Origin of the sequence: Actinomadura sp. J1-007 (assembly GCF_009793335.1) — a bacterium.
Classification (GTDB): Bacteria; Actinomycetota; Actinomycetes; order Streptosporangiales; family Streptosporangiaceae; genus Spirillospora; species Spirillospora yumaensis.
In genome coordinates this window covers 25,114-40,813 of the sequence record NZ_WING01000001.1, presented here as the reverse complement: position 1 = coordinate 40,813, position 15,700 = coordinate 25,114, and the positions used below count along the sequence as shown (strand labels likewise).

General features: G+C 72.9%; 19 protein-coding genes. 6 read left to right on the top strand and 13 right to left on the bottom strand.

Features of this window, described 5'->3' with window-relative positions; translation table 11 throughout:
- Genes GEV43_RS00225 through GEV43_RS00215 form a run of 3 tightly spaced genes read right to left on the bottom strand, consistent with a single transcriptional unit; the run spans position 1 to position 1,985 of the window.
- Positions 1 to 1,014: a sigma-70 family RNA polymerase sigma factor gene (locus GEV43_RS00225; RefSeq protein ID WP_160818981.1), complete on the bottom strand. Its 1,014-nt coding sequence runs from the start codon at positions 1,012 to 1,014 to the stop codon at positions 1 to 3.
- A 25-nt stretch (positions 1,015 to 1,039) separates the two neighbouring features.
- Complete coding sequence (locus tag GEV43_RS00220) at positions 1,040 to 1,486, bottom strand: hypothetical protein (RefSeq protein ID WP_160818980.1); 447 nt, start codon at positions 1,484 to 1,486, stop codon at positions 1,040 to 1,042.
- Between the two features lie 46 nt (positions 1,487 to 1,532).
- Positions 1,533 to 1,985 (bottom strand): VOC family protein, encoded by a 453-nt coding sequence (locus GEV43_RS00215; protein ID WP_160818979.1) that lies wholly within the window; start codon positions 1,983 to 1,985, stop codon positions 1,533 to 1,535.
- Positions 1,986 to 2,200: 215 nt separating this feature from the next.
- Here GEV43_RS00215 and GEV43_RS00210 point away from each other — a divergent pair, with 215 nt between their 5' ends.
- Positions 2,201 to 2,590, top strand: a complete 390-nt coding sequence (locus GEV43_RS00210; RefSeq protein WP_160818978.1) for a DUF6221 family protein — start codon at positions 2,201 to 2,203, stop codon at positions 2,588 to 2,590.
- Between the two features lie 13 nt (positions 2,591 to 2,603).
- Here GEV43_RS00210 and GEV43_RS00205 read toward each other — a convergent pair whose 3' ends face one another.
- Complete coding sequence (locus GEV43_RS00205) at positions 2,604 to 3,566, bottom strand: hypothetical protein (protein WP_160818977.1); 963 nt, start codon at positions 3,564 to 3,566, stop codon at positions 2,604 to 2,606.
- Between the two features lie 43 nt (positions 3,567 to 3,609).
- Entirely contained in the window at positions 3,610 to 4,572 is a 963-nt protein-coding gene (locus GEV43_RS00200; protein WP_160818976.1) for a LysR family transcriptional regulator, read from the bottom strand.
- 107 nt (positions 4,573 to 4,679) lie between these two features.
- Between GEV43_RS00200 and GEV43_RS00195 the strand changes: the two genes are divergently transcribed.
- The gene (locus GEV43_RS00195; RefSeq protein WP_160818975.1) at positions 4,680 to 5,171 is read left to right on the top strand and encodes a cupin domain-containing protein; all 492 of its coding nucleotides are present in this window, start codon (positions 4,680 to 4,682) and stop codon (positions 5,169 to 5,171) included.
- Positions 5,172 to 5,196: 25 nt separating this feature from the next.
- Here the strand turns inward: GEV43_RS00195 and GEV43_RS00190 are convergent, their stop codons facing one another.
- From GEV43_RS00190 to GEV43_RS00180, 3 genes are all read right to left on the bottom strand, one after another.
- On the bottom strand, positions 5,197 to 6,753 hold the full coding sequence (locus tag GEV43_RS00190) for an oxygenase MpaB family protein (RefSeq protein ID WP_160818974.1): 1,557 nt from the start codon (positions 6,751 to 6,753) through the stop codon (positions 5,197 to 5,199).
- A 1-nt stretch (position 6,754) separates the two neighbouring features.
- Positions 6,755 to 7,618 carry a polyprenyl diphosphate synthase gene (gene uppS / locus GEV43_RS00185; RefSeq protein WP_241682714.1) on the bottom strand — a complete coding sequence of 288 codons (864 nt, stop codon included), beginning with the start codon at positions 7,616 to 7,618 and terminating at the stop codon, positions 6,755 to 6,757.
- Between the two features lie 149 nt (positions 7,619 to 7,767).
- The gene (locus tag GEV43_RS00180; RefSeq protein ID WP_160818973.1) at positions 7,768 to 8,520 is read right to left on the bottom strand and encodes an MBL fold metallo-hydrolase; all 753 of its coding nucleotides are present in this window, start codon (positions 8,518 to 8,520) and stop codon (positions 7,768 to 7,770) included.
- A 495-nt stretch (positions 8,521 to 9,015) separates the two neighbouring features.
- Here GEV43_RS00180 and GEV43_RS00175 point away from each other — a divergent pair, with 495 nt between their 5' ends.
- Both GEV43_RS00175 and GEV43_RS00170 read left to right on the top strand, forming a co-directional pair.
- Positions 9,016 to 10,665, top strand: coding sequence for a hypothetical protein (locus GEV43_RS00175; protein ID WP_160818972.1), 1,650 nt, complete (start codon positions 9,016 to 9,018; stop codon positions 10,663 to 10,665).
- A 413-nt stretch (positions 10,666 to 11,078) separates the two neighbouring features.
- A complete protein-coding gene (locus tag GEV43_RS00170; RefSeq protein ID WP_160818971.1) occupies positions 11,079 to 11,522 on the top strand; it encodes a DUF6623 family protein in 444 nt (147 codons plus the stop codon).
- Between the two features lie 264 nt (positions 11,523 to 11,786).
- Here GEV43_RS00170 and GEV43_RS00165 read toward each other — a convergent pair whose 3' ends face one another.
- The 5 genes from GEV43_RS00165 to GEV43_RS00145 all read right to left on the bottom strand — a co-directional run bounded on the left by GEV43_RS00165 (position 11,787) and on the right by GEV43_RS00145 (position 14,387).
- On the bottom strand, positions 11,787 to 12,668 hold the full coding sequence (locus GEV43_RS00165) for a hypothetical protein (protein WP_160818970.1): 882 nt from the start codon (positions 12,666 to 12,668) through the stop codon (positions 11,787 to 11,789).
- Entirely contained in the window at positions 12,665 to 13,198 is a 534-nt protein-coding gene (locus GEV43_RS00160) for an RNA polymerase sigma factor (RefSeq protein ID WP_160818969.1), read from the bottom strand. Before GEV43_RS00160 ends, GEV43_RS00165 begins: the two co-directional genes overlap by 4 nt.
- A gap of 115 nt (positions 13,199 to 13,313) precedes the next feature.
- Positions 13,314 to 13,634: a co-chaperone GroES gene (locus GEV43_RS00155; RefSeq protein ID WP_160818968.1), complete on the bottom strand. Its 321-nt coding sequence runs from the start codon at positions 13,632 to 13,634 to the stop codon at positions 13,314 to 13,316.
- Between the two features lie 67 nt (positions 13,635 to 13,701).
- A complete protein-coding gene (locus GEV43_RS00150) occupies positions 13,702 to 14,049 on the bottom strand; it encodes a hypothetical protein (RefSeq protein WP_160818967.1) in 348 nt (115 codons plus the stop codon).
- 5 nt (positions 14,050 to 14,054) lie between these two features.
- A complete protein-coding gene (locus GEV43_RS00145; protein WP_160818966.1) occupies positions 14,055 to 14,387 on the bottom strand; it encodes a hypothetical protein in 333 nt (110 codons plus the stop codon).
- Positions 14,388 to 14,546: 159 nt separating this feature from the next.
- On the opposite strand from GEV43_RS00145, the gene GEV43_RS00140 reads away from it, so the two are divergent.
- Together GEV43_RS00140 and GEV43_RS00135 are read left to right on the top strand one after the other, a co-directional pair.
- Positions 14,547 to 15,461, top strand: a complete 915-nt coding sequence (locus GEV43_RS00140) for a helix-turn-helix transcriptional regulator (protein ID WP_241683150.1) — start codon at positions 14,547 to 14,549, stop codon at positions 15,459 to 15,461.
- Positions 15,404 to 15,649 (top strand): DUF397 domain-containing protein, encoded by a 246-nt coding sequence (locus GEV43_RS00135; protein WP_309239359.1) that lies wholly within the window; start codon positions 15,404 to 15,406, stop codon positions 15,647 to 15,649. Before GEV43_RS00140 ends, GEV43_RS00135 begins: the two co-directional genes overlap by 58 nt.
- Positions 15,650 to 15,700: the final 51 nt, after the last annotated feature.

The window sequence follows — 15,700 nt, the reverse complement described above, 5'->3', positions numbered from 1 at the left end:
TCACGGCAGCGAGCCGGGCAGCCCGAACAGCGTGAAGTGCTCGGCGCCGACGAACGAGGTGACCCCCGCGATCCGTTCGCCGCGCAGCTCCAGCACGTTGATCGACCAGGGCAGGTACGGCCCGGCGGCGTCCCTGCGGAGGTAGGCGGCCACCGCGGCCTGGCCGTTCGCGGCGACCTCCAGGTGCCGCCACGAGCCGCAGCTCGTCAGCGGGACCCGGACGGCGAAGTCGGTGACGGCCTCCAGCCCGCGGTACCAGTGCGGCAGCGGCGGCATCGACCACGTGACGTCCTCGGTCAGCAGCGCGACCAGGGCGTCCGCGTCGCCGCGCTCCAGCGCCCCGGCGTAGTCCCCGACGATCTCCCGGACGCGCGCGTCGCCGACCTCCCGCAGCGTCCGCTGCTGGCCCGCGGGCGGGACCCTCTCGGCGACGAGCCTGCGGGCCCGCGCCAGCGCGGAGTTCACCGACGTCGTGGACGTCTTCATCATCTCGGCGATCTCGGCGGCGGAGAAGCCGAGCACCTCGAACAGCAGCAGCGCCGCCCGCTGGTTGCCCGGCAGGTGCTGGAGCGCGGCGACGAACGCGATCTCGACGGACTCGCGCTGCTCGTACCGCGCGTCCGGGGCGGCGGCCCCGCCGAGGCCCGCGTCCGGGTAGGGCCCGAGCCAGGCGACGTCGGCGGGCGCGGCGTCGCCGACCACCGCGCGTTCGCTGGACGGTCCGAGGTCGACGGGCAGCGCCCGCCGCCCGCGCGACTTCACCAGGTCCAGGCAGGTGCGGGTGGCCACGGTGTAGAGCCAGGACCGCAGCGAGCTGCGCCCCTCGAACCCCGCCATGCCCCGCCACGCCCGTACGAGCGCGTCCTGGAGCGCGTCGTCCGCGTCATGCGACGAGCCCAGCATCCTGTAGCAGTGCGCGTGCAACTCCCGGCGCAACGGCTCGACGAGCCGGGTGAACGCGGCGTCGTCCCCCTCGCGCGCCCGGACCAGGTCCTGGGAAGAAACGTCACTCACACCACCCGATTCTGCCCCATACGTGTCAGCGGGCGGCGGTGAGCACGGCGGCGGCCACGGCGCCGTAGGCGGCGTGGGGGATCAGGTCGGACGCCCAGTCCGAGGCCGTCCATCGGCGCGGGTCGGTCAGGCCGAGCACCGTCATGGGCGCGCTCGAACCGGCCATCGCGAGTGCCGTCAGGGCCAGGGCCGCGGCGGGCCACGGGAGGCGGCGCGGGGCCAGCAGGCCGTAGGCCAGTCCGGCGCCGACGCCGGTTCCGTAGCCGAGCAGCGGGCCGAGGCCCGCCTTGCGGTTCTCGGCCGCGTCGCCCTCGCCGAGGTCCACTCCCGCGGCCGAGGCGAGGCGTTCGACGCTCTGCTCCGGCGTGCTGCTGGCCGGGCGGGCGCGTACGGCCATGTCCAGGTACGTCACGGCGTTCAGCGCGCTGGTGCCCGCGGCACCGGCGGCCAGTCCCCATAGCAGTCTGCTCATATGGCGGCGTTACCCGTTCCGGCGGCGATCACCCGCGGCGCGGGCGTCAGCCGCCTCCGGCGGGCGGGTCGGCGAGGACGCCTTGGAGGAGGCCGGTGGACTGGCCGACCTCGATGAGGTAGCCGTCCGGGTCGCGCATGTAGCAGCGCAGCTCCGCCTTGCGGTCGATCGGCGGGGTGAGGAACTCGGCGCCCTTGGCGCTCCACTCCCGGTAGCAGGCCTGGATGTCGGCCACGCGGATGTTGAGGAAGCTCGACGTGGTGGACGGGTCGTCCGGGGTCCGCAGGGTGACGTCCGGCTTGTCGGGCGTGGGGCCGCCGCCGGGGTTCATGATGAGCCAGCCGTTGGCCAGCTTGATCATGCAGGGGTTCTCCTCCAGCACGACCTCGCCGCCGAGGACGTCCCGGTAGAACGCCCGCGAGCGGGCCACGTCCGCCACCGTGAGGAAGTGCGTGAGCAGTATTCCGGTCTCGGGAGCCGGCAGGTCTTCGCGCCGCATGGCTTCCCCCTTCTCGCTTGTCCGTCCGAGCGCGGGCCGGGGGGAACGCCGGGAAGCGCCGCCCGAACGAGGCGCGGACCCGGCTGTCACCAGGGACGTTCCCCACAGGTGCGGAGCGGAACCACCGGCGCGGTCATCGCGGGCGGTGCGACGTGATGGACGCCGCATCGCCGGAAGGGGTCCGATTCCTCCCTTCCACGCGGCAGGATGGCGGGATGAGCGATCTCGTGGATTTCCTCAAGGCGCGGCTGGCCAAGGACGAGCAGATCGCTCGGGCCTGCTCGGGGACGTCCTGGACGGTGTCGGCGCCCGGAACGGTCAGCGCCGACGACGCGCGAGCCGAGGACGGCCGGGCGTTCGTGGCCTCCGTGGAGAACGAGGCGTACGCCGAGCACATCGCCCGGCAGGACCCGGCACGCGTGCTCCGGCAGGTCGCGGCCGTCCGCCTGGTCGTCGAGGAGCACGAGAAGCAGGCGTGGGTGATGGAGCACGGGTCGCGGCGGGAGACGGCCCAGGCCGCGCACGCGGCGCGCGAGACCGTCCTCAGGCTGTTGGCGTCGGCCTACGCCGACCATCCCGCCTACCGCGAGGAATGGCGGCCCTGAACGACGGGTCCGTTCAGGGGTGGTCGTCGGGCGTGTGGAGCGCGGACGGGTGGCCCTCGCCGGTCTCCGGGTCCCGTTCGGCGGCCGGGTCCGGTTGGGCGGCGGGGTTCTGCGGCCCTGGTTCGCCGAACCAGGCGACGGCGACGGCGCCCGCCACCGCGAGGAGGAACCCGACGACCGCCAGCCAGGCGAGGCCGGGACGGGAGGCGTCCCCGAGCCACAGCACGCCGATGATGCCGGGGACGACCGTCTCGCCCACGACCAGCGCCGCGGTGGCCCCGTTCACCGACCCGATCTGGAGCGCGACGGTGTGCAGGTACATGCCGCCGATCCCGGCGACGACCAGCGCGTACAGGGCGGGGTCGGCGAGCAGGCGCGGCAGGTCGACCGGGTCCGCGCCGTGCAGGATGCGGACGGCGACGCCGACCACGCCGAAGCCGACGCCCGACAGCAGGCCGGCCAGGACGGCGGCGCGCGCCCCGATCCGGCGGACGAGCAGGGTCCCGCCGACGATGAGCAGGACCGAGAGGCCGAGCAGCCACCAGTGGGACGCGATCGGGGTGTCCGGGTGGCCCTCCTCCCCGGCCGCGCCGGCGAGCAGCACCAGCGCCGAGCAGACCACGCCGATGGACGTCCACTCCCGGCCGCTGAGGCGCAGGCCCAGCATCCTGATGCTCAGGATCGCGGTGATCACGAGGTTGGCGCTGATCACGGTCTGCGACAGGAACAGCGGCAGCAGCCTGGCGGCGAGGGCGCCGAGCGCGAACCCGACGAAGTCCAGCACGCTGCCGACCATGAACTCCCAGGTGACGACCGCGCGGGCGGTCGAGGAGAGGCTCGGCCCGCCGTGCCCGGTGGTGCTGCGCGCGTCCGCCGCGTGCCGCCGCGCCGACTTGCGCGAGCCGACCGCCTGGAGCACCGAGCCGGTGCCGTAGCAGACCGAGGCCGCGACGGCCGCCCCCAGACCGATGATCACCGGTCGCCCCCTTCCGCGCGTGATCGTCCGCGATCAGCCGAGCCTACGCGCCCCCCGACGTGGGACGTCCCGCCGCGGGTCCCGGTTCGTCCCCGCCGCGGGACCGCCGGGGCCCGGCGGCCTCCGGCGCCCGTGCCGCGAGAACGAGGTCGATCAGGGCCTGGGCGGCGCCGGTGGGCGGACGGCCCGCGGCGACGACGGCGTACAGGTCGCGCCGCAGCGGCGGGTCGATCGGCACCGCGCGCACCCGGTCGGCGGCGGCGCGGACGGCCATCGGGGGCAGCACGGCGACGCCGAGGCCGTGCCGGACGCATTCGAGCAGGTACTGCATGTTCTCGGTCTCGCAGCTCACGCGGCGGGCGAGCCCGGCGGCGGCGCACGCGGCGTCGATCTGGGCGCGCAGCGCGGAGCCGCGCCGGTACTCGACGAACTCGCGGTCGCGGAGCCCCGGGTCGTCCAGCCCGATCGCCGTCCGCCCCGCGAGGGGGTCGTCGTGCCGCACCGCCAGCCCCAGCCGGTCCCGCCCGAGGTGGACGGGGCGCAGCCGGGCGCGGTCCACGGGGCCGTCCACGAAGGCGATGTCGAGCTCGGCGCCGGCGACCGCCCGTCCGAGGGCCGGGGCGGTGTCGTGGGTCAGCCGGAGCGTGACGTCCGGATGCGCGCGGTGGAAGGCGGCGAGCGAGGCCGCCAGGTCGACGCCGCCGAGGGTCTGGATCGCGCCGACGTGCAGGTGGCCGTGCAGGACGCCCCGGACGCCGGCGACGGCGTCCCGGCCCTCCTCGGCCGCGGCCAGCGCCCGCCGCGCGGACGGCAGCAGGGCCCGCCCGGCCGGGGTCAGCGCGACGCGCCGGTTGTCGCGCACGAACAGGGCGTCGCCCAGCTCCCTCTCCAGCGCGCCGATGGACGCGCTCAGGCTCGACTGGACGACGTGGACCCGCGCCGCGGCGCGGGTGAAGTGCAGTTCCTCGGCGACCGCGACGAAATGCGCGAGCTGGCGCAGCTCCATGGATCGACCCTACCGATGATGATCATTGTGAGGATCCGTTGGACCGATCGTGGGCCGCCGTACGAGGCTGGGACCAGGAGACCGACGAACGAAGAGGAGCATCCGCGATGTCCATCCCTCCGGCCGCCTCCGGGACCGTGGTGGTCCGTTCGGACGAGGCCGAGCGCCTGCCCTCGATCGGGCACGTGCTGCTCGCGGACGCCGGAGCCACCGGCGGCGCGCTGAGCACCCACCGGGTCGAGCTGGGACGGGGCGCCGCGGGCGCGGTGCCGCACCGGCACGCCCTGTCGCACGAGCTGTTCTTCGTCTTCGACGGCGCGCTCGACGTGCTCGCCGACAACGAGGTCGTCACCGCCCGCGCCGGGGACCTGCTGGTCGTCCCGCCGGGCGTGCCCCACGCGTTCGGCGCGCACCGCGACTCCGCGGCCCAGGCGCTGATCGTCATCACGCCCGGCGTCGAGCGCTTCGACTACTTCCGGCAGGTCGTGCGGGTGCGCGACGGCAGCGCGCCCCGGGACGCGCTGCTCGCCGCGCAGGACCGCTTCGACACCTACTTCCTGGACAGCGCCGTCTGGGACGCCGCCCGTTCCGCCGAGTAGCCGTGCTTCCGGCGTCGCGGCGGGGTCACGCGTTGGTGAGCAGCCCGTCGTAGGCGGTGGACCGGTGGCGTCCGGACATGAAGTTGATGAACTCGCTGGTGAAGGCGCTGCGCGAGAGCCCCTCGCCGGTCGCGGCGAGCTTCTGGTCGAACCCGGTGCTGAACAGGGTGCGGAACTCCTCCGCGCTGATCGTTCCGTCGCCGTCGGCGTCGGCGGTCCGGAACAGGATCTCGGCGGCCCTGACCAGGGCGGGCCCGGTGACCGCGGACGCGCCCGCGGCGTACTCGTGGCGGGTGACCACCCCGTCGCCGTCGGTGTCGAGGGCCGCGAGCAGCTCGCGCCACCAGTCGCCGAACGCCGCGAACAGCAGCCGTTCCGGCTCCTCGTCCAGGTCGAGCCGGGTGGCGATCTCGCGGGCCATGGCGGCCAGGTCGGGCCACGACAGCAGGCCGTTGCCGGTCTGGTCGAGGACCTCGGAGAAGAACCGCTCGGCCGACCGCACGGCCGCGGCGTCGCCGCCGTGCCCGGACGGGTCGTGCTGGAGCGTCCTGGACATGGCCTGGAGGAGCGCCGAGCCGGTCCGCTGCGCCTGGCTCTGGAGCGCGCCGCTCTTGGCGAGGTGGTGGAGCAGGGGCCGGGCGTTGCCCGCGTGGTGGAGCACGGCGCCGAACGGCCTGGAGGCGGAGCCGTGGCGGTCGGCGGAGTCCGCCCGGCGGGGGTCGAGGAAACCGGTGATCAGGTCGCCGCGCGTCCACGCGTCGGGAAGCACGCGCGTCGCGATCCCGGCCACCAGGTAGGCGCCGTGCATCACCAGCCCGGCGCCAGGGGGAGGGGCGAGGCCGGCCTGCCGCCGGTAGCTCTCGGGGAGCGACGCGACGGTGATCGCGGTCGCCGTCGGCCCCACGACCGCCCGGATCGCCGCCCACAGGGCGGGGTGGTCGCGGAGGAACGGAGGCGCGGGCACCTCCGCGAACAGGCGGTAGAGGATGGCGTGCACCGACTCGTTGCTCTCCAGGCCCTGGGCGAGCATCGTGTCGTAGTAGCTCCAGAACTCCTGGAGGGACGCCGGCAGGCGCGCCTCCTGGCCTCCGGGTCCGCCCTGCCCGTTCTGCCCGTCCGGCTTCTCCAGGAACGCCAGGAACGAGCGGAACTCGGCGTAGAGACGCTCCTCCTCGCCGGCGCTCATCGCGTGGCCGTTCAGCTTGCGCATGGTGACGGTCGACTCGAACAGCGTCGCCACCACCCACGCGCGCGCCTCGGGATCGGTCCCGCTGTAGGCGCGGCCCTGCGGGTCCGTTCCCGCGATGCGGGCGTGCAGCCGGGAGAGCCGGGCCGCCTCGCGGTCGCGGACCGGCGCGTCGCCCTCGACGAGGCGGTGCACGCTGCCCAGCGTGTTGCTCAGCCTGCGCCAGGGATGGGCCAGGAACGTCGAGTGCTCGGCCAGTGCCGCGCCGACCTGCGGGTGCGCGGCCTCCAGCACGGTCGCCCGGACGACCGCGAGCCCCCAGCGCATCTCGCCGACGTGCCGGCGCAGCAGCGACCCGAGTCCGACCGCCTCGGCGTAGTCCATCTCATCGTTCATTTCAGATCCTTTCCATCCGGACGGGAACCTGGACATCGCCGAAACGGCGCCGACGGCTCCGGTAGATGCGCAGGCACTCCCAGAACTGCGCCGCGTCGAAATCCGGCCACAGAACGGGCGGGAAAACCCACTCGGCATAGGCGACCTGCCAGAGCATGAAATTCGAGATGCGCTGCTCGCCGGACGTGCGGATCACCAGGTCCACCTCGGGCGTGTCAGGGCAGGGCAGGTGGGCCGCGAACGTCTCCTCGGTGACCTCGTCGGCCGGCACCGCGTTGAGAATGAGCGAACGGGCCGCCTGCACGATGTCGCGCCGTCCCCCGTGGTCGAACGCGATGGTCAGCGTCATCCCCGTGTTCCGGCGCGTCAGGTCGGCCAGCTCGTCGATGTCGCGCACCAGCGACGGCGGGATCCGCGCGTCGGAATGGCCGAGGAAACGGCACCGGATTCCCCGCGCGTACAGCATGACGGAGTGCTTGCGGATCGTTCTCTGGACGAGCCGCATCAGGAAGTCGACCTCGGTGTCGGGGCGGCGCCAGTTCTCGGTCGAGAAGGCGAACAGGCTGAGCCATTCGATGCCCGCGCGGTGCGCCGCCTCGATGACGTCGATCACCGCCGCCTCGCCCGCCGCGTGCCCCGACGAGCGCGGCAGCGACCGCTGCGCGGCCCATCGCCCGTTGCCGTCCATCACACACGCCACATGCCGCGGCAAACCCGAGATCATTCCGGCCTCCGTGAGCTGAATTCCACCTCCGTCATTCTTTTGCGGCGAGACCGTCCGCAGTAACTCCCGACCGCCCAGACAAACGGGCCGCCGGGCCAACATGAACTCACCCGCGCAACGGTCGCAGGCCCGCGTGGTCATGTGAGAAGCGGGCATCGGCGGACCGGTGGACCGGTGGGCGAGTGGCCGGGTGGGGCGCGGTGCGGGCGAACACCCGATTCGGAGTTTCTTTTCGCCTGAAGTGTTTATATGTCGGTCTATTGCAGGTGATTAGCGGGTGCGCGCGGCGTTCAGGAGCCGATCGTGGTGAGCGAGCCGCTGGGGTCGAGGCTGAACCGCTGCCCGTCCGAGGGGAACCGGATGTTCGGCCGGCTGGAGACGGGGACGTCGTCGCTCAGGTGGGTGGGCAGCAGCCGCAGGTCGGGCCACTGGTCGGCCAGCGCCTCGACCTCCTCCAGCCCCATGTGCCCCAGCCTGCCCTGCCCGGGGAAGGTGGTGTCGATCGCCAGGACGGCGCTGTCGGCGGCGAGCCGGTCCACCGCGGGGCAGTGCGCGGTGTCCCCGGTGTAGCCGAGCCGGGCGCCGGGCTCGTCGGTGACGTGGTAGCCCAGCGCCGGAACGGTGTGCTGGACGGGGAGGGCGCGCACGGAGTACCCGCGGCCCGACCACTCGCCGCCCTCCTCGCCGAACTCCACGAACTTCGGCGGCACCTTGTCCTTGATGCCGGGCCAGGTGCCCGGATAGGCCAGGTCGAAGAGGCGTCCCAGGCGTTCGGCCAGGCCGGACGGGCCGAGCAGGACGAGTTCGCTGTCGCGGGGGTGCGCCAGGCCCTGTTCGAGGAACAGGAAGACGATGTCGAAGAAGTGGTCGGCGTGGAAGTGCGTGACCAGGCAGACGTCGATGGCCGAGATGTCCAGCCCCGCCCGCCGCATGGCCTTCATCGACCCGTTCGGCGTGTCGATGAGCAGCTTGCCGTCGACCAGGGCGGACGCGCTCAGGCGGTCGCTGAGGATCGAGCCGGTCCCGATGAACTGGAGCTTCACGGGTTCTGTGCCTCTCTGGAAAGTTGACGGTCGAACGCGGATCCGTTGCCCATCGGCTCTTTCCATTGATTCCGATTTCCTACACCGGCCGCCGAAGAGATCTAGCCGTTATCTCCTCCGCGTTGGCTTCGGATCTACCGCCGGTGCGCCGATAAATATCCGTCAAGCCGAACATCGGCGCATATTGGTTCGCTCCGGTGCCGGTGCCGGTGCCGGTCCCGGTGACGCGTCCCGCCGTGCCGGTCGAACGGGACGTGCGCGCCGTCGGCGTCCCGACCGGCCGCCGGGGTGGGTGGGGGTTGTGTGGAGGTGCTTGTTTGTGGATGATTGCTGGAGTTTTCGAGCAGGAACACGCAGACCGGGAGCGCGCGACGCCGGGGCCTGCGCGCGGCCCGTGCCGGCCTCGGCCCGTGCCGGCCTGTGCGGGGCCGTCGGAGGAGGGGACTGAACGATGACCAGACTCGTGTTCGTGGAGCCGGGGCGGGTGGGCCTGTCGTGAAGCGGCTCTGGGCGGCGGTGTCGGGGCTGCTGGTCCTGTTCGCGCTGGCCGGTGCGGTACCGGCGGACGCGGCGGCCGGCAGCGTGCGGGTCCGGCCGGGGGACGACTGGACGCTGCCCGCGTGGACCCGTCCCTCGGCGAACTCGGGGTTCTTCTCCGAGAAGGCGGCGCCGGCGCAGCACGTCGATCTGCGGGGACTGGACCTGACCTGGCGGCAGCTCCAGCCGGGCGGCCCCGGGCGGGTGCGCGCCGACACCGCGGGCACCGCGCAGGACATGAAGTTCCGGCCGCTCCGCGAGCAGCTCGCGCAGAAGGGCCCGTTCTGGATGAGGGTCTTCGCCAGCGGGACGACCTGGGCGCCGAAATGGGTGGCCGACCAGTGCCGGGTGAAGAGGATCGGCCCCGACTACGACGGGCAGTACCACCTGCCGATCTGGAACGAGTGCGTCTGGGGACGGCTCCTCGGCCTCTACAAGAAGCTGTTCGTCGATTCGGGGCTGCGCGCCGATCCCCGGCTGCGTTTCGTGTACGTTCCCGGGGCGTTCACGTGGGCCGAGTTCGACTACGACATCATCAGCGCCGCCGCGAAGAAGGGACTGACGTTCGAGAAGTACCGGTCCTGGTACTCGCACGCCTGGCGCGATCTCGCGGCGCTGTTCGGGCCGTACCGCACCAAGCTGGTGTTCACCGGCGAGGACTACCCGTGGGGGCCGTGGGGGTCCAAGACCGACCTGTTCGCCAAGCGCGCGGTGGACGCGGGCCTGGGCATCCGCACGGGCATCACCGAGGAGTTCAACTTCCATCTGAACGAGGCCCCGGCGTACGGCAGCCGCGTCGAGCCCGACGGGCACATGACGGTGAACGAGAACCTGCCCGTTCACGACGGACGGCACGTCGTGGCCACCGAGAACGAGTGCTACAACGACTGCGGATACACGACCGACGACCCCTACTACGCCGTTCGCCAGTCCAATCTCAAGGCACTGCAATTGCGAACGAACTGGGTCTACGTCGTGCCTGGCCCGTCCTACATGAAGCAGTACTCAGGCCATTGGGAATGGGTGCGTGCGAGCCTGGGCAAGACCGCGCGGAACTCTCCCGACGCGTGGGCGGCGCTCCGCGACGCCGAGGACACCTCCTGGCGCGACAAGACGGGACCGTTCACCGGGAAGCGCGCGTGGGCGGCCCGGCCGTGGGTGCGCAACCTCGAACGCTGGCTCGTCCAGCGGGACGCCGGGCCCGACGGCAAGGCCCGCCGGTCCACGGCCGACGTGCACCGCAACGTCTTCTCCGAGGAGAACGGCACCGCCTACGAGGGGCTGCGCACCGACCGGGCGCACGGGCAGACGTCGCTGTACTTCGACCTGGACGACAGGTTCCGGTCCCGCCGCGACCGCGGCCCGGTGGAGATCAAGGTGACCTACCGCGACGCGGGCCGCGGCTCCTGGCGGATCGAGTACCAGGGCGGACGCGGACCGGACGTGCGGCGCACGGGCGACGGCACATGGAAGACCGCCACGGTGCGGCTGCCCCGCCCCGTGTTCGCCGACCGCATGAACGGCGGCACGGACTTCCGCATCGCCACCGGGAAGGGCGACGACCTGGACGTACGGTTCGTGCGCGTCGTCCGGCAGCACAAGCCCTGATCGCGGCCGGTGATCCGGACGGGGAGCGTGCGAGCCGGGAGCACGGCGGCCCGGGAGACCTCCGGGCCGCCGCGCCGTCCACGCCGGTGCGACCGAAGCGCGGCCGAGGTGCGGCCGGGGTGCGGCCGGGGTGCGGCCGGGGCGCGGCCGAAGCGCGGCCGAGGTGCGGCCGGGGCGCGGCCGGGGCGCGGCCGAGGCGCGGCCGGGGCGCGGGCCCTCCGTCCCGGAGGTGATCGTCCGCCTCGGGCCAGCGAGGCGCCTGCGTTCCGCCGCCCGCGCCGACGTGATCACTTCGTGAGCGGCCCGCTCGCCGCGACTACGCATTTCTGATGAGGCCAACGCCCGGACGGCCTCCGATAATCGCGGCAACGGACCCGGTGCGGGGATCCGCGATCGATTCGGGAGGACGGGAAATGGCCAAACTCTATGCTTCGTGGGCGCACGGCAACGTGGTCGTCGCGGAAAGCGCGCCGGGCCAGCCGGTGCGCCAGGGATTCGGCTCGACCTTCAGGCTCCCCAAGGGACAGGGGAGCTGGTTCCACGCCCCCATCCCGACCCCGGTCCTCGTCGAGGACCGCCGCGCGACGCTCGGGAAGGTCATGGTCCTGTTCGACGCGCGCGGGACCGCCGCCCTCACCGCGGTCCACGTCTTCGACGGGCCGAACCGGGTCAAGAAGTACGAGAACCTCAGCGTCAAGGGCGACTACGCCCACGGCATCAGCGACAAGAACCAGTGGAACGTGAGCCGCGACGGCATCGCCTGGGGCGTCGGCGTCACGATGTTCTTCACCGCCGGAGCGGTGGACAGCGAGATCTTCTTCTCGACCATCGGCGCCGATTTCTACCACAACATCTGACGGCGTCCGCGCCGGGCGGCCGGTCTCTCCCCCGCGTCTTCACGAGAGGCCGGACCGCACGATGACGGGGGCTGCGGCCCGGCCCCGCTACTCCGCAGTGTCCGCCACGTCCCGTCGCGGGGCCACCGTTCCGGGGGACCACGTCCGGCCGCCGCGCCGATCCCCGCCTGCGGTAATCCCCGGGGCCTCCCTCCGCGTCGTCCGCATCGCGCGATGCGGACGACGCGGCCGGGCGAACGGACCGTACGCGGCCGCAGGCGGCCGTCAGGGGTTCTGCGCCGGGTCCGGCCGCGGGTCGCCGGGGGCGGGCAGGACCATCAGCGTGACGGTCGTGGAGCTGTGCGTCCACGCCGTGCCCACCCGGCGACCGCCCGCCGGACGCCAGGACGGGGCGGCCCGGTACATGCCGCCGGACCCGTCGGGGTTGACCGTTCCGATCGCGTAGTCGGCCTTGAGCCCGGCGCGCCGCAGGACGGCCACGGCGCCGGCGACCGTCCGCCGGGGCAGGCCGAGCCGCGCGAGGGCCGGGTCCTTCCGGCCCCAGTGGGCGTTGGCGTACGGCTCGCCGGGGCGGGCCTCGCGGCCGAGCTCCAGCCACAGCCGGTCGCGGCCGACCTCGCCGCTGATCCGCACCCGCAGCGGGCAGGCGCCGGACCGGGCCCGGCAGCCGTCGTCGAAGCTCCACACCGTGGGGCCGCCGTGCCTGGACGCCGACTCCCCGCCCATGGCCACGATCGTCCGCTCGCTGCCCGGCGTGACCGGGACGATCGACAGGCGCACGTTCAGCCCCATCTTCCTGAACGCCTCGGTGAACCTCCTCTGCTCGGCGTACGCGTCCTTGACGCTGACCTCGTAGACGCCGTCCGTGCGCTGGATCTCCACGGCGGCGTTGGCGTACGAGCGCAGCCGCTCCGGCGCGGCGACGTTCACGCCGATCAGCGCCGCGGCGGCGAGCGCGGCGGTGGCGGCGGAGGCGAGCGCGAACCGCCGCGCGCGCCGCCGGGTCCGCCGCGGCGCGAGCAGGGGCGCGGCGGCGATGATCTCGGCCAGCAGCCCCCGCCCGCCCGGCCCGCCCGGCGCGGTGCCGACCTCCTCGTCGCGGACGCGCGCCAGCCGCGCCACCAGCTCGTCGACGGGAACGGTCATGTCAGGCTCCTCTCGTCTCGAAGCCGCGGAACGGAGGCGACGCCCGCGTCCCGCAGCGCACGGGCCATGCGCTTGCGGGCGCGGTGCAGCCGGATGCTCACCGCGTTGCGGGAGACGCCGAGGACCGTGGCGATCTCGGCGTTGCCGAGGCCCTCCCACGCGACGAGGGACAGCAGCTCGCGGTCGGCCTCCGGCAGCGAGCGGAACGCCCGCGCGACCGCCGAGCCGTCGTCGGCGGGCCGCACGACGGTCGCGGACAGCGCGGCCAGTTCGGCGCGGAGCGCGGCGGTCCTGAGCGCGCGCCGGCTGGCTCCGCGCCGCTGGTTGGCGAGGACGCGGCGCGCCGTCCCGTACAGCCACAGCCGCGCCTCGTCGCCCGGCGGCAGCTCGGACGCGCGCCGCCAGGCGGTCGCGAACGTCTCGGCGACCACGTCGGCGGCGTCGTCGGGCGAATCGCAGCGGCGCAGGGCGTAGCCGATCAGCGCCTGCTGGGTCCGCGCGTAGAGGGCGGCGAACTCGTCCTCATCCATGCCGGCACCTCAGCAAAGTACTGCCTCCTTCCGGACGGGCAGGGGAACGATGTCGCCCGTACATGTCCGGAAGGGCCGGATTCTTTCACCGGGCTCCCACGCCCGTGAGGAGCCGTCAGAGGTAGAGGCCGGTGCCGTGCTCGGGTCGTTCGTTGGCCACGGCGTGCAGGTCGCGCTCGCGCATGACCAGGTAGTTCTCACCCTGGATCTCGACCTCGAACTGGTCTGAGGGGTGGAACAGGACGCGGTCGCCGACCTTGACGGTGCGGACGTGGTGCCCGACGCCGCAGACCTCGCCCCAGACGAGGCGGTTGGACTGCTCGACCGTGGCGGGGATGACGATCCCGCCGGTGCTGCGGCGCTCCCCGCTGTCCTTCTCGACCTTGATCATGACGCGGTCGTGGAGCATCTGCACTTCGAACTTCGCCTCGGACACGCTGGGAGTTTATCCGCCTTCGGGGGTCATGGCGGACCCCGAGCCCGCGATGGTCTCCGCGGGGGGCCTACCCGGGCCGGTGCGACTCGGCGTGCTCGCGGGCCTCGTGCGCCATGTCCCCGATCAGAAGGCGCGCGTCCTCGCGGACCTCCGCCACGGAGGCGGGCAGGTAGCCGTGGGCGAGCATGAGCCGCTCCATGACCGGGTGCACCGTGTGCCAGGCCGTCCACAGGCCCCGCGCGATCGGCTCGGCGGGCGCGCCGGCCAGGGCGCGCTGCGCCCGGTCGGTCGTGATCGCGCAGACCGCGTGGCAGAGCGTCATGCGCCGTCCGCGCACGCGCCACGCCTGTTCCCATGCCGCGACGGCGACGGGGACCAGGGCCCCCGGCCGCGCGGTGCGCGCGTCGTCGTCCATCGGCCTTACCTCCTTCTCATGCCGGCGACGACGAGCCGCGCCGTCGCGATGGTCTCCCGCACCGGTGCGAGCCGCTCCGCGCCGCCGTCCGGACGCCGCGCGACGTACCACCAGGCCCCCTCCACGCGGAGGTACGCGCACCCGAGGGTCATGGACCCCCGGCCGTCCAGGCGGGCCACCGACAGCGCCGGATACCCGCCCGACGCGACGAGCACACAGGCGAGGTGCCGGGCGGCCGTCAGTTCGACTTGCAGGGCTCTGAGCGCTTCGAGGCGTTCCGAATGGACGGGAGCCAATACCCCGAGCATGGCGTCCGAGGCGTCAGCGGTTTCGTCCATCCGAACACCGGATATGTCGGACGCCGTGCGACCGGCCGGCCGGGACGGCAGAATTGCCGCCGCGCGCCGCGCGCCGTGAACTCCCATCGCGCTCACCTCACCGGGCGGATGTTTTCCGTTACCGGCTGCAATTCTGCTCCCGGTGGCGGTACCGTGGCCATGGTTCTGGGAATTCCGGTCATCAAAAGGGATCATGAAATGACGTCCGTACCGCGACCGCGCACGCTGCACCAATCCTCGTACGACCAGTACCGGGACGCGCCGAGGCAACTGGACCCGGCGCGCTCGCTATGGGACCTGATCGCCGTAGAACTGCGCAGGCAGATCTACGTGCAGAGTGCGTCGCAGGCGCGCGTGGCCGAGATTCTCGAATGCACGCGGTCCTATGTGAGCCGCCTCGTGAACGGGACACGTCACCTATCTCCGGCGCACGCGGGCAGACTGGACACAGCGTGGAAATTGCGCGGATTATTCGCTCATCTCGTGGCCCACGCACACGCTCGCCCGGACGACGACTGGCTTCCGTCTCTCGCCGCGTACGAGGCACGGGCCACCCGCATACGAACGTGGGACGTGAGCGTGATCCCCGGGCTCTGGCAGACGCCGGACTACGCCCGTGCGACGTTCGAACGCGCATACGCGGCCGGGCTCATCTCGGACGTGGACAGCGCGCTGGCCGCACGGCTGGAGCGTCAGGAGGCCGTGTGGGACCGGGCCGACCCGCCGCGCATGTCGGCCATCCTGTCGTGGGCCGTTCTGGAGACGCCCGCAGGGGGAGCGGAGGTCATGCGAGGCCAACTCGCGCACCTCCTGGCCCTCGCTGAGCGGCCCGGTGTGAGCGTTCGCGTGGTCGGCAAGCATCAGGGCTGGCACGTCGGCCTCGACGGCGCCTGCCAACTCCTCACCGTGGGAGGCGATGTGGCGTTCGCGGAAGCGCCCGGCATGGGACGGGTGGTCCTGGATTCGGAGCGTGTGGAGCGGTATGCCCGGCGCATCGAAAGCGTGGGCGACCTAGCATGGACCACAGCCGACAGCCGAACCGCGATAACGAAAGCGATGGGCACCAGCGAATGATCGTTGAATGGCGTAAGGCGTCCCGGTCCACGTCCGAGGGCGGGGCGTGTGTCGAGGTGGCGCGGTTCCCGGGCGCTGTAGGCGTACGGGACAGCAAGAATCCCGGAGGAGACCGGATCACACTCCCCGTGTCGGCGGCGCGGGAGTTGGCCGCCCGCATCAAGTCCGGCGGGCTGGACATGCACTAGCCAGGAACTCGGAAGCCCCGTTCGGAGAGGTGGAGGTGCCTCTCTGGGCGG

What these genes read in the sequence shown, in the direction of transcription:
- GEV43_RS00220 (WP_160818980.1), bottom strand. Translation starts at nt 1,486, where the DNA reads ATGAGCAGACTGCTATGGGGACTGGCCGCCGGTGCCGCGGGCACCAGC.
- GEV43_RS00215 (WP_160818979.1), bottom strand. Translation starts at nt 1,985, where the DNA reads ATGCGGCGCGAAGACCTGCCGGCTCCCGAGACCGGAATACTGCTCACG.
- GEV43_RS00210 (WP_160818978.1), top strand. Translation starts at nt 2,201, where the DNA reads ATGAGCGATCTCGTGGATTTCCTCAAGGCGCGGCTGGCCAAGGACGAG.
- GEV43_RS00200 (WP_160818976.1), bottom strand. Translation starts at nt 4,572, where the DNA reads ATGGAGCTGCGCCAGCTCGCGCATTTCGTCGCGGTCGCCGAGGAACTG.
- GEV43_RS00195 (WP_160818975.1), top strand. Translation starts at nt 4,680, where the DNA reads ATGTCCATCCCTCCGGCCGCCTCCGGGACCGTGGTGGTCCGTTCGGAC.
- GEV43_RS00190 (WP_160818974.1), bottom strand. Translation starts at nt 6,753, where the DNA reads ATGAACGATGAGATGGACTACGCCGAGGCGGTCGGACTCGGGTCGCTG.
- uppS (WP_241682714.1), bottom strand. Translation starts at nt 7,618, where the DNA reads ATGACCACGCGGGCCTGCGACCGTTGCGCGGGTGAGTTCATGTTGGCC.
- GEV43_RS00170 (WP_160818971.1), top strand. Translation starts at nt 11,079, where the DNA reads ATGGCCAAACTCTATGCTTCGTGGGCGCACGGCAACGTGGTCGTCGCG.
- GEV43_RS00165 (WP_160818970.1), bottom strand. Translation starts at nt 12,668, where the DNA reads ATGACCGTTCCCGTCGACGAGCTGGTGGCGCGGCTGGCGCGCGTCCGC.
- GEV43_RS00160 (WP_160818969.1), bottom strand. Translation starts at nt 13,198, where the DNA reads ATGGATGAGGACGAGTTCGCCGCCCTCTACGCGCGGACCCAGCAGGCG.
- GEV43_RS00150 (WP_160818967.1), bottom strand. Translation starts at nt 14,049, where the DNA reads ATGGACGACGACGCGCGCACCGCGCGGCCGGGGGCCCTGGTCCCCGTC.
- GEV43_RS00145 (WP_160818966.1), bottom strand. Translation starts at nt 14,387, where the DNA reads ATGGACGAAACCGCTGACGCCTCGGACGCCATGCTCGGGGTATTGGCT.
- GEV43_RS00140 (WP_241683150.1), top strand. Translation starts at nt 14,547, where the DNA reads ATGGTTCTGGGAATTCCGGTCATCAAAAGGGATCATGAAATGACGTCC.
- GEV43_RS00135 (WP_309239359.1), top strand. Translation starts at nt 15,404, where the DNA reads ATGGACCACAGCCGACAGCCGAACCGCGATAACGAAAGCGATGGGCAC.